The 20,363-nt window shown below is 70.5% G+C and carries 17 protein-coding genes; all 17 read left to right on the top strand.

Annotated features, from left to right (window positions below; genetic code table 11):
* Position 1 precedes the first annotated feature (1 nt).
* A complete protein-coding gene (locus EDF50_RS02295; protein WP_233570268.1) occupies positions 2 to 2,056 on the top strand; it encodes a primosomal protein N' in 2,055 nt (684 codons plus the stop codon).
* A 15-nt stretch (positions 2,057 to 2,071) separates the two neighbouring features.
* The gene (gene fmt / locus EDF50_RS02290; RefSeq protein ID WP_123517813.1) at positions 2,072 to 3,061 is read left to right on the top strand and encodes a methionyl-tRNA formyltransferase; all 990 of its coding nucleotides are present in this window, start codon (positions 2,072 to 2,074) and stop codon (positions 3,059 to 3,061) included.
* Positions 3,058 to 4,428 (top strand): RsmB/NOP family class I SAM-dependent RNA methyltransferase, encoded by a 1,371-nt coding sequence (locus tag EDF50_RS02285; RefSeq protein ID WP_123517811.1) that lies wholly within the window; start codon positions 3,058 to 3,060, stop codon positions 4,426 to 4,428. The genes fmt and EDF50_RS02285 overlap by 4 nt, the downstream gene beginning before the upstream one ends.
* A gap of 9 nt (positions 4,429 to 4,437) precedes the next feature.
* Positions 4,438 to 5,103, top strand: coding sequence for a ribulose-phosphate 3-epimerase (gene rpe / locus EDF50_RS02280; RefSeq protein ID WP_123517810.1), 666 nt, complete (start codon positions 4,438 to 4,440; stop codon positions 5,101 to 5,103).
* Positions 5,100 to 5,363 (top strand): phosphoribosyl-ATP diphosphatase, encoded by a 264-nt coding sequence (locus tag EDF50_RS02275; RefSeq protein WP_123517808.1) that lies wholly within the window; start codon positions 5,100 to 5,102, stop codon positions 5,361 to 5,363. Before rpe ends, EDF50_RS02275 begins: the two co-directional genes overlap by 4 nt.
* A 64-nt stretch (positions 5,364 to 5,427) precedes the next feature.
* A complete protein-coding gene (gene hisG, locus EDF50_RS02270; protein ID WP_123517806.1) occupies positions 5,428 to 6,267 on the top strand; it encodes an ATP phosphoribosyltransferase in 840 nt (279 codons plus the stop codon).
* Between the two features lie 2 nt (positions 6,268 to 6,269).
* Positions 6,270 to 7,061 carry an imidazole glycerol phosphate synthase subunit HisF gene (gene hisF, locus EDF50_RS02265; RefSeq protein ID WP_123517805.1) on the top strand — a complete coding sequence of 264 codons (792 nt, stop codon included), beginning with the start codon at positions 6,270 to 6,272 and terminating at the stop codon, positions 7,059 to 7,061.
* 84 nt (positions 7,062 to 7,145) lie between these two features.
* Positions 7,146 to 7,562 (top strand): phosphoribosyl-AMP cyclohydrolase, encoded by a 417-nt coding sequence (gene hisI, locus EDF50_RS02260; protein WP_123517804.1) that lies wholly within the window; start codon positions 7,146 to 7,148, stop codon positions 7,560 to 7,562.
* Positions 7,555 to 9,087 carry an anthranilate synthase component I gene (locus EDF50_RS02255; RefSeq protein WP_123517802.1) on the top strand — a complete coding sequence of 511 codons (1,533 nt, stop codon included), beginning with the start codon at positions 7,555 to 7,557 and terminating at the stop codon, positions 9,085 to 9,087. The genes hisI and EDF50_RS02255 overlap by 8 nt, the downstream gene beginning before the upstream one ends.
* Positions 9,087 to 9,731, top strand: coding sequence for a Trp biosynthesis-associated membrane protein (locus tag EDF50_RS02250; RefSeq protein WP_123517800.1), 645 nt, complete (start codon positions 9,087 to 9,089; stop codon positions 9,729 to 9,731). The genes EDF50_RS02255 and EDF50_RS02250 overlap by 1 nt, the downstream gene beginning before the upstream one ends.
* 147 nt (positions 9,732 to 9,878) lie before the next feature.
* Positions 9,879 to 10,091: a DUF6704 family protein gene (locus EDF50_RS02245; RefSeq protein ID WP_199738605.1), complete on the top strand. Its 213-nt coding sequence runs from the start codon at positions 9,879 to 9,881 to the stop codon at positions 10,089 to 10,091.
* A complete protein-coding gene (gene trpC / locus EDF50_RS02240; RefSeq protein WP_123517799.1) occupies positions 10,092 to 10,865 on the top strand; it encodes an indole-3-glycerol phosphate synthase TrpC in 774 nt (257 codons plus the stop codon).
* Positions 10,866 to 10,868: 3 nt separating this feature from the next.
* Positions 10,869 to 12,077, top strand: coding sequence for a tryptophan synthase subunit beta (gene trpB, locus EDF50_RS02235; protein ID WP_123517797.1), 1,209 nt, complete (start codon positions 10,869 to 10,871; stop codon positions 12,075 to 12,077).
* Between the two features lie 20 nt (positions 12,078 to 12,097).
* On the top strand, positions 12,098 to 12,889 hold the full coding sequence (gene trpA / locus EDF50_RS02230; RefSeq protein WP_123518390.1) for a tryptophan synthase subunit alpha: 792 nt from the start codon (positions 12,098 to 12,100) through the stop codon (positions 12,887 to 12,889).
* Positions 12,890 to 12,974: 85 nt separating this feature from the next.
* Entirely contained in the window at positions 12,975 to 13,973 is a 999-nt protein-coding gene (gene lgt, locus EDF50_RS02225) for a prolipoprotein diacylglyceryl transferase (RefSeq protein WP_233570267.1), read from the top strand.
* Positions 13,974 to 14,261: 288 nt separating this feature from the next.
* Positions 14,262 to 18,839: a glutamate synthase large subunit gene (gene gltB, locus EDF50_RS02220; protein WP_123517795.1), complete on the top strand. Its 4,578-nt coding sequence runs from the start codon at positions 14,262 to 14,264 to the stop codon at positions 18,837 to 18,839.
* Complete coding sequence (locus tag EDF50_RS02215) at positions 18,832 to 20,289, top strand: glutamate synthase subunit beta (RefSeq protein WP_123517793.1); 1,458 nt, start codon at positions 18,832 to 18,834, stop codon at positions 20,287 to 20,289. Before gltB ends, EDF50_RS02215 begins: the two co-directional genes overlap by 8 nt.
* Positions 20,290 to 20,363 lie beyond the last annotated feature (74 nt).

Below are 20,363 nucleotides of genomic sequence, written 5' to 3'. Positions count from 1 at the left end.
CGTGCCGGCGGTCGCCGACACGCCCGTCGGGGGCGGCCCGCGCGTCGTCCGGGTGATGGTCGAGTCACCCCTGCCGCAGCTGGACCGGTTGTTCGACTACGCGGTGCCCGAGCGACTGCGCGAGCAGATCACACCCGGAATCCGCGTCAGGGTGCCCCTCCGTTCGGCCGGGCGCATCGCCGACGGGTTCGTCGTCGAGACGGCCTCGTCGTCCGAGCACGGCGGCGACCTGAGCGAGATCGACGACGTCGTGTCGACCGTGTCCGTCCTGGCGCCCGAGGTGTGGAGACTCGCCCGGGCCCTGGCCGACCGGGCCGGCGGGTCGGCCAGCGACGTCGTCCGATTGGCCGTGCCTCCGCGCCAGGTCCGGGTCGAGAAGGCACACCTGGCGGGCGCCGAGAACGCGTCCCCTCGGCACCCGGAGGTCGTCGACCCGTCCACGTCACCGACGGACGTCGACCCGAGCGTCGAGGACCACGGGCCCGTGCCGGTCGTCGTGGGCTACCGGTCCACCGACCTCGCCGGGCTCGTGGCGGCTCGGGGTCGGGCGGCGGTCGATGCCGTCCCACTGCTCGTCGAGCTGCCGGACGGATCGTGGGTCGGGCACTGGGCACTGACAGCCGCACAGCTCGCCGCCGTCTCGCTGGCGGCCGGTGACAACGCCGTCGTCGCCGTCCCCGACTACCGCGACGAAGAACACGTGCTCCAGGCCCTCGCGGCCGTCCTCCCGCCCGACCGCGTCGTGCGGCTCGACTCCCGGCAGTCCAACGCCGACCGCTATCGGGCGCTGCTCCGCGCCCGGGGCGACGAGCCCGTGGTCGTCGTCGGCAACCGGTCCGTCCTCCTCGCGCCGTCGACACGCCTCGGCGTCATCGTGGTGTTCGACGACGGCGACCCGTCTTTCAGCGAACCCCTCGCGCCCTACGTGCACGCCCGCGACACCGCGCTGCTCCGGCAGACCCAGCAAGAGAGCGCGCTCGTCTTCCTCGGGCACTCCCGCAGCACCGACGTGCAGCGCCTCGTCGAGATCGGCTTCCTCGCCGAGGTCCGTCCCGATCCCCGCTACCAGCCCAGAGTCGTGCCCACCGTCCGGCAGGCCGCCTCCGACGGCTTCGCCGCTCAGGCCCGCATCCCGTCCTCGGCCTACGCCGAGGCCCGGGCGGCCGTCGAGCACGGGCCGGTGCTGATCCAGGTCGCCTCGCCGGGCTACTCGCCCCGGTTGGCATGCGTCGACTGTGGCGACACGGCGCGGTGCCTCCGCTGCAACGGACCGCTCCAGCAGCGCGAGCGAGGCGCGACCCCGTCGTGCGCCTGGTGCGGCGCCCTCGCCGTCTCGTGGCACTGCCGCACCTGCGAAGGCACCCGCATGCGTGCCGTCGGCACGGGCGCGTCGCGGACGGCCGACGAGCTCGGCAAGGCGTTCCCCGGCGTCCGGATCATCGTGTCGGACGGTGCCCGGGCTCTGACCCACGTCGACGATGCCCCGGCGATCGTCGTCGCGACTCGCGGTGCGGAGCCGGTCGCGCCCGGTGGCTACCGGGCGGTCCTGCTGCTCGACGGCGAACGCATGCTCGCCAGAGAGAGCCTCCGCGTCGCCGAGGACTGCCTGCGCTGGTGGGCGAACGCCACGGCACTCGCGGCACGGCGCGCGCCGGTCGTCCTGGTGGGCGTGGGCGGGGCGATCGCTTCCGCCCTCGCCACGTGGGAGCTCGCCCGCTTCGTCTCCGCCGAGCTCGCCGACCGTCGCGTCCTGCGCTTCCCGCCGGCCGTCCGCGTGGCCACCGTGACCGGCGCGGTCGAGACCGTCGCGCGCGCACTCGACGACCTCCCCGACGAGGTCCGCACCGAGACCCTCGGCCCGGTCGACGTCGATCCGGCGGGGGTGAGGGCCATCGTCCGTTTCGACTACGCGCGCGGTCATGACGTGGCCCTCGCCCTGCGCTCGCAGGTCATCCGAGCGGCGACCGACCGTCGCAAGGCCCTCGGTCAGAAGCGGGCACGGGCCGTCCCTACACTCAGAGTGCGGTTCGACGACGTCGAGCCGTTCGCCGACTGAACCACCAGGAACCCCATGCGCCTCGTCTTCGCCGGCAGCCCAGCAGCTGCCGTCCCCTCGCTCACCGCCCTGGCCGACGGCCCGCACGAGGTCGTCGCCGTGCTGACCCGCGACGACACCCCCCAGGGGCGGAAGCGCGTCCTCACCCCCACACCGGTCGCGGTCGAGGCCGACCGCCTCGGCCTCCGCGTCGTCAAGGCCCGGCGCATCACGCCCGAGGTCACGGCCGAGCTCTCGACGCTCGAGGCCGACCTCGGCGTCGTCGTCGCCTACGGGGCCCTGTTGCGTGAGCCCCTGCTCGGGGCGCCCCGGCTCGGCTGGATCAACCTGCACTTCTCCCTGCTTCCCGCCTGGCGTGGTGCGGCACCCGTTCAGCGATCGCTCATGGCGGGCGACGCCGTGACGGGCGCGGCGGTGTTCCAGCTCGTCCCCGAGCTCGACGCCGGTGACGTCTACGGCACCCTCGAGCGTCCCCTCGACGGCACCGAGACCGCCGGGTCACTCCTCGCCGAGCTGGCGCAGACCGGGTCCGCCCTACTGGTCGACGTCGTCGCCCGCCTCGCCGACGGCACGGCCGTGCCGAGACCCCAGACCGGCGAGGTCACGCTCGCCCCCAAGCTGACCCTCGCCGACGGGGTTCTCGACGCCTCCCGATCGGCGGCCGAGCTGATCAGCCGTTTCCGCGGCGTGACGCCCGAACCCGGTGCCCGCGTCGACCTCGACGGCGTCGGCCTCAAGATCACGGAGGCGCGGGTGACGTCGGGGGACGAGGCGCCTCTCGAGGCCGGTCGCCTCGAGTCCCGCGGCCGCCGTCTGCTGTTGGGCACGGCTTCCTCGCCGGTCGAGCTCGTCCGGGTGCAACCGGCCGGCAAGAAGGAGATGCCTGCAGCCGACTGGTGGCGAGGGCTGCCCGCCGGCGTGGACCGTCGCGTGACCGTACCCACCTCTGCCGCCCCGGCCGACACCGCCGCAGACCCCGCCATCGACACGAAGAGCACCTCATGAGCCGAGTCCAACCCGCCCGCCAGGTCGCCCTCGACGTCCTCCGGGCCGTCGAGCACGACGACGCGTACGCGAACCTGCTGCTCCCGCAACGCATCGTCCGGGCCCGCCTCGGGGCCCAGGACGCAGGGCTCGCGACCGAACTGACCTACGGCACCCTGCGCCTCCGGGGGTACTACGACCGCGTCATCTCGCTGGCCGCCCGCCGGGGGACCGACGCGATCGACCCCGCGCTCCTCGACGTCCTGCGACTCGGCGCGCACCAATTGCTCTCCACGCGGGTGGCGGTCCATGCCGCCGTCGACGAGAGCGTCGAGCTCGCGCGTCAGGTGGGCAGCCGCTCGGGCACGGGTTTCGTGAACGGCGTGCTCCGCACCATCTCGAGGTCGACGCCCGACGAGTGGCGCGATCGCGTCCTGGCCGGCACGACCGGCGACGACGACCGTCTGGCGGCCGAATGGTCGCACCCCGCCTGGGTGGTGCGGGCGTTCCGCCGCTCGTTGGCCGCCGAGGGCCGAGAGGACGAGCTCGTCGATCTGCTGTCGGCCGACAACGATGCCCCCAAGGTCAGCCTCGTAGCCCTTCCCGGGCTCGCCGAGGTCTCCGAGCTCGGGGCCCCGAGCGGGCGCCTCTCGCCCCTCGCCGCGACCAGCGGCGGGGGTGATCCGGCCCAGCAGACGGCCGTCCGTGAGGGTCGCGCCCGCGTTCAGGACGAGGGGTCGCAGCTCGCGGCGCTGCTGCTCAGCCGTCACCGGCCCGCCCAGGCCGGAGAACGCTGGCTCGACATGTGCGCGGGCCCGGGCGGGAAGGCCGCCCTGCTGGGTGCCGAAGCCGCCCGGGTCGGTGCCCACCTCGTCGCCAACGAACTCGTCCCGGCCCGAGCGGGCCTCGTCCGGCAGGCCCTCGAGGCCGTTCCCGGCGACGTCGAGGTGCTCGAAGGGGATGCCACCAGGTTCGGGGCGGAGCAGCCCGAAGGCTTCGACCGCATCCTCCTCGACGCGCCCTGCACCGGTCTCGGCGCGCTGCGACGGCGGCCGGAGGCCCGGTGGCGCAAGCAGCCGGCCGACGTCGGACAGCTGACGGCCCTGCAGTCACGCCTGTTCGCCAGCGCGTTGGACGCGTTGGCGCCCGGGGGAGTCCTCGCCTACGTGACCTGCTCGCCCCACACGGCCGAGACCCGTGGCATCGTCGAGACGGGGCTCCGAGGCCGTGGTGACGACTTCGTCCTGCTCGACGCCACGGCCGGCGTCGACGGCATCGCCGGTCGGCCCGTCGACCTCGCGTCGGCGCCGTTCGTCCAGCTCTGGCCCCACCGCCACGGGACGGACGCCATGTTCGTCGCCCTGATCGAGAAACGCGCCGGACGGTAGGCTCGTCCCGTGTCGATCCGCATCAGCCCCAGCATCCTCTCGGCCGACTTCGCCAACCTCGAACGTGACCTTCAGCGCATCGCCGACGCCGACCTCGTGCACGTCGACGTCATGGACGGCCACTTCGTGCCCAACCTCACGCTCGGCCTGCCCGTCGTGCAGCGTCTCGGCGAGGTCAGCCCGGTGCCGCTCGACCTGCACCTCATGATCGACGACGCCGATCGTTGGGCGCCCCGCTACGCCGAGACGGGTGCCTTCTCGGTGACCTTCTCGGCCGAGGCCGCGGCCGACCCCGTCTCGACGGCGCGCGCCATCCGCAGCAACGGTGCCCGCGCCTCCGTCGCCGTCAAGCCCGGCACCGACCTCGAGCCCTACCTGCAGACCCTCGACGCGTACGACATGATCCTCGTCATGACCGTCGAGCCGGGGTTCGGCGGGCAGTCCTTCATGCCCGAGACGATGGCGAAGCTGGCCCGAGCCCGTGACGCCGTGCGCGCCTCCGGACTCGACGTCTGGCTCGAGGTCGACGGCGGCATCACGACCGAGACCATCGTCACCGCCGTCGAGAACGGTGCCGACACCGTCGTCGCCGGGTCCGCCGTGTACAGCGGGTCGCCCGTCGACAACATCGCTGCACTCCGGGCGGCCGCCGCGACGGTAGCCTTGACGTCGTGAAATCCTTCGACGACCTGTACCTCGAGCTCAGCGACAAGGCCCGCGACCGGCCCGACGGGTCGGGCACCGTGGCCGAGCTCGACGCCGGCATGCACCAGATCGGCAAGAAGATCGTCGAAGAGGCCGCCGAGGTCTGGATGGCCGCCGAGTACGAGGGCGACGTCGCGACCGCCGAAGAGATCTCCCAGCTCATTTACCACGTGCAGGTCATGATGATCGCCAAGGGCATCACCCCGGCCGACGTCTACCGACATCTCTGAGTCGGCCTCCGTCACTCCCGTTCGTCACGCCGCCCACGCGGCGCCCCAGCAGACAGAGAAACCCATGCTCCGCGTCGCAGTGCCCAACAAGGGCTCGCTCAGCGAGACCGCCTCCGCCATGCTCGCCGAAGCCGGCTACACCGGTCGTCGAGACCCCAAGACCCTCCACGTCGAAGACCCTCGCAACGGCGTCGAGTTCTTCTACCTCCGCCCGCGCGACATCGCCACGTACGTCGGATCGGGCGCCCTCGACGTCGGTATCACGGGCCGAGACCTGCTGCTCGACTCGCACTCGCCGGCCCATGAGGTCGCGCCCCTCGACTTCGGCGGTTCGACCTTCCGCTTCGCGGGCCCTCCCGGTCGCTTCGCCGATCTGCGACAGCTGCAGGGCACCCGGGTCGCGACGAGCTACGCGGGGCTCGTCGGCTCGTTCCTCGAGAGCCACGGAGTGACCGCGACCCTCGTACCCCTCGACGGTGCCGTCGAGAGCGCCGTCCAACTGGGTGTCGCCGACGCCGTCGCCGACGTCGTGTCGACGGGCGCCACCCTGCGCGCCGCCGGGCTCGAGATCTTCGGGCCGGTCATCCTCGAGTCCACCGCCGTCCTCATCTCCTCCGACGCCGAGGTCGACGGTCTCGCCGTCCTCCACCGGCGCCTGCAGGGCGTCCTCGTCGCCCGTCAGTACGTCCTGATGGACTACGACGTCCCCGTCGACAGGCTCGACGCCGCCACGGCCGTCGCCGGCGGTATGGAATCACCCACCGTGTCGCCGCTGCACGATCGCGACTGGGCCGCGGTCCGGGTCATGGTCCCGCGGGCCGACACGAACCAGGTGATGGACGCCCTCTACGACCTCGGCGCCCGGGCCATCCTGGTCAGCCCGATCCACGCCGCGAGGCTGTAGCCGTGCCCGCCGACGACGCGACCGCCGTCGCCCCGTCCCTCGCCGTCCGGGTCATCCCGTGCCTCGACGTGGCCGCCGGTCGCGTGGTGAAGGGCGTCAACTTCCTCGACCTGCGTGACGCGGGCGACCCGGTCGAACTGGCCCGCACCTACTACGAGCAAGGTGCGGACGAGATCACCTTCCTCGACGTGACGGCCACGGTCGACGAACGGTCGACCACCTACGACGTCGTCCGAGCCACGGCCGAGCAGGTCTTCATCCCGCTGACCGTCGGCGGCGGTGTGCGCAGCACCGACGACGTCGCTCGCCTGCAGGCGGCCGGGGCCGACAAGATCGGCGTCAACAGCGCGGCCATCGCCCGACCCGACCTCATCGGCGAGATCGCCGACCGCTTCGGAGCCCAGGCGGTCGTTCTCTCGCTCGACGTCAAGCGGTCGACCGTGACCGCGTCGGGCTTCGTCGTCACGACCCACGGCGGCCGCACCGAGACGACCCTGGACGCCCTCGACTGGGCTCGTGAGGCCGTCGAACGCGGGGCGGGCGAACTGCTCGTCAACTCGATCGACGCCGACGGCACCAAACAGGGCTTCGACCTCGAACTCGTCCGCGCCATGCGTGAGCTCAGTCGTGTCCCGGTCGTCGCGTCCGGAGGCGCGGGTCGGCTCGAGCACTTCGCCCCCGCCATCGAAGCGGGCGCCGACGCCGTGCTCGCGGCGTCGGTCTTCCACAACGGCGAACTCACCGTCGGCCAGGTCAAGGACGAGCTGGCGCGGTCAGGAGCCGTCGTCCGCTGAGGTGGCCGGTCACCCTCCACCGAGAACGCAGACCACCACCCGACACCGCACCGCACCGCACCGCACCGCACCGAGGAGCACATCATGACCGACCAGCTGACGCGCGAGACGGTCGAGCCCGTCGTCTCCCGTGCCCGGTTCGACGCGTCGGGCCTGCTGCCCGCCATCATCCAGCAAGAGGGCACGAAGGACGTGCTCATGATGGGCTGGATGGACGCCGAGGCGCTCCGTCGCACGCTCACCGAGGGACGCGTCACGTTCTGGTCCCGCTCCCGGCAGGAGTACTGGCGGAAGGGCGACTCGTCCGGTCACGCGCAGTTCGTCCGCGCCGCCGCCCTCGACTGCGACGACGACGTGCTACTGGTCACGGTCGAGCAGATCGGCGCGGCCTGCCACACGGGTTCCCACTCGTGTTTCGAGGTCGACCCGCTCGAACCGGCCACCGCCTCCTCGTCCGGGTCTTCCGGTTCCGACGGCCCGACCGGAGGTCCCCGTGCCTGACGCTCCTGTCCGCACCTCCACGACCCGGGCCCAGTTCGACGAGCGGCTGGCCGGCCACCGCGTCGTGCCCGTCGTCCGCGACCTGTTCGCCGACGGCGAGACCCCGGTCGGCGTGTACCGCAAGCTCGCCGACGGCAGGCCCGGCAGCTTCCTCCTCGAATCGGCGGCTCAGGGCGGCATCTGGTCACGGTGGTCGTTCGTCGGCGTCTCGTCCTTCGGCGTGCTCACGACGGACGGCGGCGAGGCCCGTTGGATCGACTACGGCATCGACCGCGGGCGGGCCCTGGGCGACGCCACGGGTCGCCCTCTCGAGGTGCTCTCCGCCCTGCACCACCGATGGGCCACCCCGCGCATCGACGGGATGCCGCCCCTCACCGGCGGGCTCGTCGGTTTCATCGGCTGGGAGGCCGTCCGCGAGCTCGAGCACCTGCCCGACGTACCACCGGCCGAGTTCACCGTGCCCTCGCAGGCCCTCAGCTTCGTCTCCGAACTCGTGGCCCTCGACCACCGGACCGGTGCCGTCCTGCTCGTCGCGACCGCGCTGAACGACGGCACCGACGCGCCCGACGATCTCTGGTCCGACGCACAGTCCCGCCTCGACGACCTGCAGTCCCGGCTCGCCGCCCCGAGCGAGGCGTTCCTGTCCGACGTCGACCTGACGATCGAGGCGACGCCCACCCGACGCTCCAGCGACGCCGAGTACGCGCACGCGATCGATCGGTCGAAACAGTTCATCCACGACGGCGACGTCTTCCAGGTCGTGATCTCCCAGCGTTTCGACCACGAGGTCACGGCCGAACCCCTCGACGTCTACCGGGTGCTGCGGACGCTCAACCCGAGTCCCTACATGTATCTCGTGACACTGGACGACGTCCAGGGTCGGCCCTACACGATCGTCGGCTCCTCACCCGAAGCGTTGGTCAAGGTCGACGGACGCCGTGCCTACACGCATCCCATCGCGGGTTCGAAGCCTCGAGGCGCCTCGCCCGACGAGGACCAGCGCTACGCCGACGAGCTCGCGGCGGACGAGAAAGAGCGCGCGGAGCACCTCATGCTGGTCGACCTGGCCCGCAACGACCTGCTCAAGGTGTGCACGCCCGGCACCGTCGAGGTCACCGAGTTCATGCAGGTCGAACGGTTCAGCCACATCATGCACCTCGTGTCGAGCGTCGAGGGCGACCTCGCCCCCGGCAGGGACGCCATCGACGCCTTCCGGGCCACGTTCCCGGCCGGCACGCTGTCGGGTGCCCCCAAGCCCCGGGCCCTCGAGATCATCGACGAGCTCGAACCGGCCCAGCGCGGCGTCTACGGGGGAGTGGTCGGCTACTTCGACTTCGCCGGTTCGGCCGACGTCGCGATCGCGATCCGCACGGTCCTGTTGCAGGACGGCGTGGCCCGTGTCCAGGCAGGCGCAGGACTCGTCGCCGACAGCGACCCCGTCGCCGAGAACCAGGAGGCGCGCAACAAGGCCGCGGCCCCCTTGCGCGCCGTCGCGGTCGCCAACGCCATGACACGGCTTCGCTGATGACGGCTCGACGCCTGAAGCTCACGACGATCCTGTCAGGCATCGTGTTCGCAGGCCTGGCCCTGCTGTCCTGGACCCAGGACTGGTTCCACGTCGTCGTGGCGTCGCCCCAGGGCGGTGACCTGCCGCTCGACGTCGCCGGCGACGTCGCAGGAGCACCCTTGTCCGCCCTGTCGCTGGCCAGCCTCGCGCTCTTCGGCGCACTCACGATCGCCGGTCGCGTGTTCCGGGTGGTCCTGGGGGCGCTGCAGGTGGCGCTCGGAGCCAGCGTGGTCGTGACGACGGCGACGGCCCTGGCCGACCCCGTACGCGCGTCGGGCAGCGCCGTGACCACGGCCACGGGCGTCGACGGCACCGACTCGATCCGCGGCATCGTCTCGTCGGTCGAGCCGACGGCCTGGCCCTGGCTCGGGCTCGCCGCCGGCGTGCTCGCCGCGCTGCTCGGGATCACCACCGTGCTCCTCTCGGGTGCCTGGCCGCAGGCCACACGCAAGTACTCCGCGACGCGCCTCGTCGTGGCGGACCCGACTGCCGACCCGGCCGCCGCCTGGGACGCCCTCTCGGGCGGGGAGGACCCGACCGACGCCCCCTCGCGCCGCGACGAGGGCGGGTCGGGCCCCACCGAGCAGGACCGCACCGGGTAGACTCGGCCCTCGAACCGACCAGATCCAAGGAGCACTGTGAGCACGAACACGACGAGCACCCCCTCCGGTGGCGACGCGCCCCTGAAGAACGCCCCGGCGAAGGTCGACTCCGGCTCGAAGGGCCACGACACCGAGACGGCCGACGACCTGGGCCACGGCAACTCGCCCGCGGCCTGGACGGCTGTCGTCATCATGCTGGTCGGCTTCGCCATCGGCACCCTGGCCTTCTTCCTCGACGTGCCCTGGATCGTCTGGGCGTCCGCGGGCCTCGTGGTCGTCGGACTCGTCGTAGGTCTCGTGCTCAAGAAGGCCGGCTACGGCGTCGGCGGTCACCGCTACGTGCCGAAGGCCCACAACTAGGTGCTCGACGACCTGTACGCGGGTGCCGTGGCCGACGCCGCGGCACGCCGCGAGTCCCTTCCGTTCGCCGCCGTCGAGGCGGCGGCGCTTTCTCGTGAGCCCGCCCTCGACGCTCGGGCCGCCCTCGCTCCGGCCGACCGGGTCAAGGTCATCGCCGAGGTGAAGCGCGCGAGTCCGTCACGGGGTCATCTCTCGACCATCGCCGACCCGGCGTCGTTGGCCCGCTCCTACGCGACCGGTGGCGCCAGCGCGATCAGCGTCCTCACCGAGGGGCGCAAGTTCAAGGGCTCCCTCGCCGACCTCGAGGCGGTGCGCGCTGCCGTCGACGTGCCCGTCCTCCGCAAGGACTTCATCGCGGACGCCTATCAGGTCTTCGAAGCCCGGGCGGCCGGCGCAGACCTCGTCCTCCTGATCGTGGCAGGCCTCGAGCAGCCTCGCCTCGTCGAGCTGCACGACCTCGCACGACAGCTCGGCATGACGGCCCTGATCGAGGCGCACTCGGCCGACGAGGTGTCCCGAGGGCTCGACGCAGGTGCGACGGTCCTCGGCGTCAACGCACGCGACCTGACGACCTTCGAACTCGACCGGGACCTGTTCGGCCGACTGTCCGACTCGATCCCGGCGGGCGTCACCCGTGTCGCCGAGTCGGCCGTCTCGTCTCCTGACGACGTCGCGCACTACCGTCGCTCGGGTGCCGACGTCGTGCTCGTGGGCGAAGCCCTCGTGACGCACGGCGACCCCGCCGACGCCATCACCCGCTTCCTGGAGGTCTGAACCATGGCACTACGCGACGAGACGGGCCCGTATTTCGGCTCGTTCGGTGGGCGCTTCGTGCCCGAATCCCTCGTGGCCGCTCTCGACGAGCTGGACGCGGCCTACAAGGCCGCCGCCGTCGATCCCGAGTTCGCCGCAGAGTTGACGGCTCTGCACGCCACCTACACGGGGCGGCCCTCGATCATCACCGAGGTACCGCGATTCGCTCGGCACGCCGGTGGCGCCCGGATCATCCTGAAGCGCGAAGACCTCAACCACACGGGGTCTCACAAGATCAACAACGTGCTCGGGCAGGCCCTGTTGGCTCGGAAGCTCGGCAAGACCCGCCTGATCGCCGAGACCGGCGCCGGTCAGCACGGCGTCGCCACGGCCACCGCTGCAGCCCTCTTCGGCATGGAGTGCGTCGTCTACATGGGCCAGGTCGACACCGAGCGCCAGGCGCTCAACGTCGCACGGATGCGCCTGCTCGGGGCCGAGGTCGTCTCGGTCACGACGGGCTCCCGCACACTGAAGGACGCGATCAACGACGCCATGCGCGATTGGGTCGCCAGCGTCGACACCACGCACTACGTGTTGGGCACCGTCGCCGGGCCGCACCCGTTCCCGGCCATGGTTCGCGACTTCCACAAGATCATCGGTGAAGAAGCTCGCCGACAGGTCCTGGACCTGACCGGTGCACTACCGGATGCCGTCACCGCCTGTGTCGGCGGGGGGTCGAACGCGATGGGCATCTTCCACGCTTTCCTCGACGACCCCTCCGTCCGCTTGTTCGGCTTCGAGGCCGGCGGCGACGGCGTCGAGACTGGCCGTCACGCGGCCTCCATCACGCTCGGCCGCATCGGCAACCTCCAAGGAACCAAGTCCTACCTCATGCAAGACGAGGACGGTCAGACCCTCGAGAGCCACTCGATCTCGGCCGGCCTGGACTACCCGAGCGTCGGCCCCGAGCACGCCTGGCTGTCCGAGTCCGGGCGGGCCGAGTACCAGCCGATCACCGACGACGAGGCGATGCAGGCTTTCCGTCTCCTGTCGCAGACCGAGGGCATCATGCCGGCGATCGAGTCCGCCCACGCCCTCGCGGGCACCATCAAGCTCGGCCTCGAGCACCCCGACTGGACGATTTTGGTCTCGCTCAGCGGCCGTGGCGACAAGGACGTCGCGACCGCCAGCCGGTACTTCGGCGTCCTCGACGAGAAGGCGCAGCAGCTGTGAGCGCGGCGAGTCCCGGTGGCGTGAGCAAGGTGGGTGGGGCCATCCGCGCCCGCCGCGACGCCGGGAGCGGCGCCGTGGTGGGATACCTGCCCGTCGGGTTCCCCGACCTCGACACGAGCATCGAGGCGGCGGTGGCGATGGCGGAGAACGGCATCGACGTCATCGAGCTCGGCATCCCGTATTCCGACCCGGTCATGGACGGCCCGGTGATCCAGGCCGCCACGCAACGATCGCTCGCCGAGGGGTTCCGTGTCCGCGACGTCTTCACGGCGATCCGCGAGATCACGGCCCGTGTGGACGCACCCGTCATTCCCATGACCTATTGGAACCCCGTGGAGCAGTACGGTGTGCAGCGTTTCGCCGACGACCTCGCGGCCGCGGGCGGAGCCGGCCTCATCACGCCCGACCTGATCCCCGACGAAGCCGGCGCATGGATGGCCGCCGCCGAGGCCGCCGACCTCGACCGGGTCTTCCTCGCGGCTCCGTCGTCGAGCGATTCGCGCCTCCGACAGGCCGTCGCCAGCAGTCGAGGATTCGTCTACACCGTCTCGACGATGGGCATCACGGGTGCCCGTTCCGACGTCGACTCGGCCGCGAGCACACTGGTGGCGCGATTGCGTGGAGTCGGCGTGGAGAACGCGTGCGTCGGGCTCGGCATCTCGACGGCCCGACAGGTCCGCGAGGTGCTCGAGTACGCCGACGGGGCCATCATCGGTTCGGCCTTCGTGCGTGCCCTCGCCGACGGAGGGGTCGATCGCCTCGCCGAGGTGTCCGCCGATCTCTCGTCCGGCGCGGCGCCGTCCGCCTCCTGACCCCCTCCGGTCCGACGCCCTCGCGCTAGAGTCGTCACCCGTCGGGTGACCGACGCCCCGAACCTCTCCGAAAGGCATCCCGCCCGTGTTCGTTCCCCTGAGCATCCCGAGCCCGTCGGCCGCCTGGCAGTACCTCGACGTCACCGCCTGGTTGAACTCGACCTTCGGGGCCTCGCTGCCCGGCTCACTGCGCATCCACGCCTATGCCATCTGCATCCTCGTCGGCATCATCGCCGCCGTCATCCTCACGAACCACCGCCTGAACCGTCAGGGGGCGGAGAAGGGCATCGTCATCGACGTGGCCATCTGGGCCGTCGTCTTCGGAATCGCCGGAGGCCGGTTCTTCCACGTGGTGACGCACCCGGGCGACTACTTCGCGGGGCAGGAGTGGTGGCGAGCCTTCGCCGTCTGGGAAGGCGGGCTGGCAATCTACGGCGCACTGCTCTTCGGTGCCGTCGGCGTCTGGCTCGGCTGCCGCTTCACCGGCCTGCGGTTCACGGTGTTCGCCGACGCCCTCGCCCCGGGCCTGCTCGTCGCGCAGGCCTTCGGACGCCTCGGCAACTGGTTCAACCACGAACTCTTCGGCATGCCCACCGACCTGCCCTGGGGCCTCGAGATCGAGTCGACGAACGCCGCCTTCCCCACCGGCCTGCCCGAGGGCACGCTCTTCCACCCGACATTCCTCTACGAGATCGTCTGGATGCTGGCCGGGGTCGCGATCTTGTTGCTCCTCGAGAAGAAGATCCCGATGCAGTGGGGCAGGTCGCTGGCCTTCTACCTTGTCTGGTACGGCATCGGGCGCGCTTGGTTCGAGTCCATCCGCACCGACCCCAGCCTGCTGTTCTTCGGCATCCGCACGAACGTCTGGATGAGCGTCTTCGCCGTCGTCCTCGGCATCGTGATCTTCGTCGTCGCTTCGCGTCGTCACACCGGCACCGTCCCCGGGCCCTACGTGCCCGGTCGCGCACCGAGCGAGCGAGCGTCTGTTGTAGACTCCGATGACACGTACACGGAGAACGACGAACCCGAGTTGGTCACCGTTGGCGCATCGGACGACAAGACCGATCGCTCACCGCGTCCCTAGGTCGTCCACTCCACGACGACCGCAGGCCCGGCGCCCCATCGATGTGGCGCCCGATCCTCTCCACCCCATCCCGGTGCGAATGATCCGCCCGCGACACGGTTCTGTGCACGCACCTGCGCCTCGTAAGATCGAGCGCAGTCGGCGCTTCCCACCGGCGTGTACGCTCACGGTCGCCACGAGCCGACCTCTCCCGCCGAGTCGGGGCCATCCACAGACCCCGGCCCCGTCAGGCACCTCGGGTCGACGTCGTCCCGCCCCCTGTCGGATCTCTTCGTGAGGACGGATTCCATGGCTCTCACGCCAGCACACCAGCAGTTCAGCACGGTTCCCGAGGCCAACGGCCTCTACGACCCGCGCAACGAGAAGGACGCCTGTGGCCTCGCCATGGTGGCGACCCTCCGCGGAACGCCTGGCCACGACATCGTGGACACCGCCCTCCGGGCCCTCCGTAACCTCGAGCACCGAGGTGCCGTCGGATCCGACGCCGGGACGGGTGACGGCGCGGGCATCCTCTGCCAGGTGCCCGACGAGTTCCTCCGCCACGAAGTCGACTTCGATCTGCCACCGGCAGGCCAGTACGCGGTGGGCATCGCCTACCTGCCCCTCGACGAACAGGAGCGCTCCGAGCTCAAGACGGGCATCGAGCGCATCGCCGATCTCGAGCACCTCGACGTTCTCGGCTGGCGTGAGGTCCCCGTGCGACCCGAAGAACTGGGCACGCTCGCGCGCAACGCCATGCCCGCCTTCGAGCAGCTCTTCGTCGCCAGCAGACACCACGACGCCGACGGGGTCCCGCTCGCCGGTGTCGCGCTGGACCGCCAGGCCTTCCGGTTGCGTAAGCGTGCAGAGCGCAAGCTCTCGGCCTATTTCACGTCGCTGGGCAGCAGGACCATGGTCTACAAGGGCATGGTCACGACGTTGCAGCTGGAGCCGTTCTACCCCGACCTGAGTGACGAACGCTTCGCGTCGAAGCTCGCCATCGTGCACTCGAGGTACTCGACGAACACGTTCCCGTCGTGGCCGCTGGCACAGCCCTTCCGCATGATCGCGCACAACGGCGAGATCAACACCGTCCGGGGCAACCGCAACTGGATGCGCGCCCGCCAGTCCCAGCTCGAGAACGAGCTGATCGGCGACCTCAAGCCCATCCTCCCGATCGTCAGCCCAGGGGCGAGTGACTCGGCGTCCTTCGACGAAGTCGTCGAGTTGCTCAGCCTGACCGGCCGGTCCCTGCCGCACGCGGTCATGATGATGGTGCCTGAGGCCTGGGAGAACCAGGTCGACATCGACCCCACCCTGCGCGACTTCTACGAGTACCACTCCATGCTCATGGAGGCGTGGGACGGCCCGGCGGCCATCACGTTCACCGACGGGACGCACGTCGGTGCCACCCTCGATCGGAACGGCCTTCGCCCTGGTCGCTACCTCGTCACCGACGACGGCCTCGTGGTCCTCGCGAGCGAGATCGGCGTCATCGACGTCGACCCTGCCAAGGTGGTCCGCAAGGGTCGCCTCCGCCCCGGCAAGATGTTCCTGGTCGACACCGAGGCCGGGCGCATCATCGAGGACGACGAGATCAAGCGCGACCTCGCCACGGCCGCGCCCTACGGCGACTGGCTCGCCGAGGGGCGCATCCACCTCTCCGAGCTGCCCGAGCGGGAGCACATCGTGCACACCCCCGCCTCGGTCACCCGTCGTCAGCGCACCTTCGGCTACACCGAGGAAGAGGTCCGCATCCTGCTGACCCCGATGGCGAAGACGGGCGCGGAGCCCTTGGGAGCCATGGGGAGCGACACGCCGATCGCCGTCCTGTCCGAGCGGCCGCGCCTCCTGTTCGACTACTTCACCCAACAATTCGCGCAGGTGACGAACCCACCGCTCGACTCCATCCGCGAGTCGGTCGTCACGTCGCTCAAGCTGGGTCTCGGGCCTGAGCGGAACCTGCTCGCCGCGACACCCGAGCACGCTCGGCAGGTGATCCTCGACTTCCCGGTCATCGACAACGACGAGCTCGCCAAGATCCAGCACATCGACCCGAGTCCCGGGTCCCGGGTGACGTCGACCATCCGTGGTCTCTACCGTGCCGACAAGGGCCCGCGGGCTCTCGAGAAGCGCATCGCCGCGATGTGCAACGAGGTCGACGACGCCATCGAGGCGGGCGCCGAGTTCATCGTCCTCTCCGACCGTGACTCGAACGCCGACTTCGCACCCGTGCCATCGCTGCTCATGATCGCCGCGGTGCACCACCACCTCATCCGTACCGAGAATCGCATGAAGGTCGGCCTGATCGTCGAGGCCGGCGACGTGCGCGAGGTCCATCACGTGGCCACCCTGATCGGCTACGGCGCTTCCGCGGTCAACCCCTACCTCGCGATGGAGACCTGCGAGAACCTGGTGCGTGCCGGCATGATCACCGGGCTCACGCCCGAGGACGCCGTGCACAACCTCATCAAGGCACTCGGCAAGGGCGTGCTCAAGATCATGTCCAAGATGGGTATCTCGACGGTGTCGAGCTACGCCGCGGCCCAGGCGTTCGAGGCCGTGGGCCTCAGCCAGGAGTTCGTCGACACCTACTTCACCGGCACGTCGTCGGTGCTCGGTGGTGTCGGGATCGACGTCGTCGCGGCCGAGAACATGCAGCGTCACACGAGCGCGTACCCCAGCGACGGATCCGTCATCGCCCATGAGCGGCTGGCCACGGGCGGCGAGTACCAGTGGCGACGCGAGGGCCCCCGTCACCTCTTCAACCCCGACACCGTGTTCCGGCTCCAACACGCCACGCGCACCCGTCGGTACGACATCTTCCGCGAGTACACCAAGCTCGTCGACGACCAGGCCGAGCAGCTGATGACGCTCCGCGGGCTGTTCCGGCTCAAGCACGGGGTCCGGCCCGCCGTCCCCCTCGACGAGGTCGAGCCCATCGAGTCGATCGTGAAGCGGTTCTCGACGGGGGCGATGAGCTACGGCTCGATCTCGCAAGAGGCCCACGAGACCCTCGCCATCGCGATGAACCGCCTCGGTGGGAAGTCCAACACCGGCGAAGGCGGAGAAGACGTCGACCGGCTGCTCGACCCCGAGCGCCGCAGCGCCGTGAAGCAGGTGGCCTCCGGCCGCTTCGGTGTGACGAGCATGTACCTCACCCACGCCACCGACATCCAGCTCAAGATGGCCCAGGGAGCCAAGCCCGGCGAGGGCGGACAACTGCCTCCGACGAAGGTCTACCCCTGGGTGGCGCGCACTCGTCACGCGACCGCGGGCGTGGGTCTCATCTCACCGCCCCCGCACCACGACATCTACTCGATCGAGGACCTGAAACAGCTCATCTTCGACGTGAAGCGCGCCAACCCCAAGGCCCGTGTGCACGTCAAGCTCGTGAGCCAGTCCGGCATCGGGGCGGTGGCCGCCGGGGTCACCAAGGCCCTGGCCGACGTCGTGCTGGTCTCCGGCCATGACGGCGGCACGGGTGCCAGCCCCCTCAACTCCCTGAAGCACGCAGGTACGCCCTGGGAGATCGGCCTCGCCGAGACCCAGCAGACGCTGATGCTGAACGGCATGCGCGACCGGGTCGTCGTCCAGGTCGATGGTCAGATGAAGACCGGTCGTGACGTCCTCATCGCCGCGTTGCTCGGTGGCGAGGAGTTCGGTTTCGCGACGGCGCCGCTGATCGTCGAGGGATGCATCATGATGCGGGTCTGCCACCTCGACACCTGCCCGGTCGGCGTCGCTACGCAGAACCCCGAACTCCGTGCCCGCTTCTCGGGCAAGCCCGAGTTCGTCGTCAACTTCTTCGAGTTCCTGGCGCAGGAAGTACGCGAGTACCTCGCGGCCCTGGGATTCCGCAGTCTCGACGAGGCCATCGGCCGGACCGACGTCCTCGACGTCGACCGCGCCGTCGACCACTGGAAGGCCTCGGGCCTCGATCTGGCCCCGGTGCTCGTCGGACCGACCTTCGCCGACGACGAGCCCCGCCGCAATCACACCGCCCAGGACCACGGCCTCGACCAGCACTTCGACGTCCAACTGATCGAGCGCAGCGCCGATGTGCTCGAGAACGGCGGTCACGTCGAGATCACTCTGCCGATCCGCAACACGGAGCGCGCGGTGGGCACCATGCTCGGTCATGAGGTCACCCTTCGGCACGGCGAGCACGGCCTGCCCGACGGCAGCATCGAGGTGAACCTCAGCGGTTCGGCCGGGCAGTCGCTCGGCGCTTTTCTGCCGGCCGGCATCACCCTGCGACTCGAAGGAGACAGCAACGACTACGTGGGGAAGGGCCTCTCGGGCGGCAACGTCGTCGTGCGCCCGCCGCGTGGCAGTGCCTTCGCGGCCGAGGAGAACGTCATCGCAGGCAACGTCATCGGCTACGGCGCCACCCAGGGCAGCATGTTCCTGCGCGGAATCGTGGGGGAGCGGTTCCTGGTCCGCAACTCGGGGGCCAGCGCGGTCGCCGAGGGCGTCGGCGACCACGCGCTCGAGTACATGACGGGCGGCCTCGCCGTCATCCTGGGCGACACCGGCCGGAATCTCGGTGCGGGCATGTCGGGCGGGACGGCCTACGTGCACCGTCTGAAACCCGAACGGGTGAACGCCGAGGCCCTCGCCTCGGGTGAGCTCGAGCTCCACCCGCTCGGCAGCGCCGACGTCGAGATCCTGACCGACCTGCTCCGGCGTCACCTGGCCGAGACCGGGTCACCCGTGGCGCAACGCATGCTCGACGACCTGGACGCCACGGTGACGGAGTTCGTCAAGGTGCTGCCCCGCGACTACGCCGCCGTCCTCGCCACCCGGCAGACGGCCGTCGACGAGGGTCTCGACCCCGATGGCGACGAAGCATGGAAGAGAATCCTGGAGGTGACCGGTGGCTGACCCCAAAGGCTTCCTGAAGACGCAGTCGCGCGAGCTGCCCAAGCGTCGACCCGTGTCTGTGCGGCTCATGGACTGGAAAGAGGTCTACGAGCAACAGGAGAGCGGAGCGCTGCGCCGCCAGGCCGGCCGCTGCATGGACTGCGGCGTGCCGTTCTGCCATCAGGGCTGCCCGCTCGGCAACCTGATCCCCGAGTGGAACGACCTGATGTGGCGCGGTGAGGGCCGTCAGGCCATCGAGCGCTTGCACGCGACCAACAACTTCCCCGAGTTCACGGGTCGTCTCTGCCCCGCGCCGTGTGAGTCCTCCTGCGTGCTCGGCATCAACCAGCCGCCGGTGACCATCAAGCAGGTCGAGGTCTCGATCATCGACCAGGCGTTCGCCAACGGCTGGGTCACCCCGCACCCGCCCGAGCGCCTGACCGGCAAGACCGTCGCGGTGGTCGGTTCGGGCCCCGCCGGGCTCGCGGCCGCCCAGCAGCTCACCCGTGCGGGCCACACCGTCGCCGTGTACGAGCGCGAGGACCGCATCGGCGGCCTCCTGCGCTACGGCATCCCCGACTTCAAGATGGAGAAGAAGCAGCTCGAGCAACGCATCGCCCAGATGCAGGCCGAGGGTACGCGCTTCCGTGCCCGGGTCGAGATCGGTCGCGACATCGCGTGGGACGACCTGCGGGCCCGCTACGACGCCGTCGTCGTCGCGACGGGTGCCACGGTGCCCCGCGACCTGCCGATCCCTGGACGCGACCTGTCCGGCATCCACTTCGCCATGGACTACCTCGTCCAGCAGAACAAGGTGGGAGCAGGCGACACGGTCGCCGACCAGATCACGGCCGAGGGCAAGCACGTCGTCGTCCTGGGTGGCGGCGACACGGGTGCGGACTGCATCGGCACCGCGCACCGTCAAGGCGCCCTCTCGGTGACCAACCTCGCCATCGGCCAGCAGCCGCCCGAAGAACGCCCTGAAGCGCAGCCGTGGCCGATGTTCCCCACCCTGTTCGAGGTGTCGAGCGCGCATGAAGAAGGCGGCGAGCGGGTCTACCTGGCCTCGACGGTCGAGTTCCTGACGAACGAGGTCGGCGAGGTGCGGGCCATCCGCGTCGCCGAGACCGAGTACGTCGACGGTCGGCGAGTCCCCAAGGCGGGAACCGAGCGCGAGGTTCCCGCCGACCTCGTCCTCCTCGCCCTCGGTTTCACCGGGCCCGAGCGAGTCACCATCGAAGATCAGCTGCGGCTCACCTTCGACGGCCACGGCTCACTCGAGCGCGGTGCCACGTACGAGACCGGCGAGCCCGGAGTCTTCGTGACCGGCGACGCCGGTCGCGGGCAGTCGCTCATCGTGTGGGCGATCGCCGAGGGGCGGGCGACGGCCTCGGCCGTCGACGCCTACCTCGAGGGCGAGACCGTTCTGCCCTTCCCGGTGAAGCCCACCGATCGGTCCATCTCGGTCTGATCAGGCCCCTCGACGGGAATAGGGTGGGAGGCGGGTCTGCAGTCGTCCCACCCCCATTACCCCCACACGAACGG

This window comes from Frigoribacterium sp. PhB24, assembly GCF_003755185.1.
Classification (GTDB): domain Bacteria; phylum Actinomycetota; class Actinomycetes; order Actinomycetales; family Microbacteriaceae; genus Frigoribacterium.
The sequence above is the reverse complement of the archived record's forward strand: the minus strand, read 5'-3'. Positions and strand labels throughout refer to the sequence as shown.

Excerpts from the sequence above, each read along its gene's own strand:
- fmt (WP_123517813.1), top strand. The coding sequence starts at position 2,072 with ATGCGCCTCGTCTTCGCCGGCAGCCCAGCAGCTGCCGTCCCCTCGCTC.
- EDF50_RS02285 (WP_123517811.1), top strand. The coding sequence starts at position 3,058 with ATGAGCCGAGTCCAACCCGCCCGCCAGGTCGCCCTCGACGTCCTCCGG.
- hisG (WP_123517806.1), top strand. The coding sequence starts at position 5,428 with ATGCTCCGCGTCGCAGTGCCCAACAAGGGCTCGCTCAGCGAGACCGCC.
- hisI (WP_123517804.1), top strand. The coding sequence starts at position 7,146 with ATGACCGACCAGCTGACGCGCGAGACGGTCGAGCCCGTCGTCTCCCGT.
- EDF50_RS02250 (WP_123517800.1), top strand. The coding sequence starts at position 9,087 with ATGACGGCTCGACGCCTGAAGCTCACGACGATCCTGTCAGGCATCGTG.
- trpB (WP_123517797.1), top strand. The coding sequence starts at position 10,869 with ATGGCACTACGCGACGAGACGGGCCCGTATTTCGGCTCGTTCGGTGGG.
- gltB (WP_123517795.1), top strand. The coding sequence starts at position 14,262 with ATGGCTCTCACGCCAGCACACCAGCAGTTCAGCACGGTTCCCGAGGCC.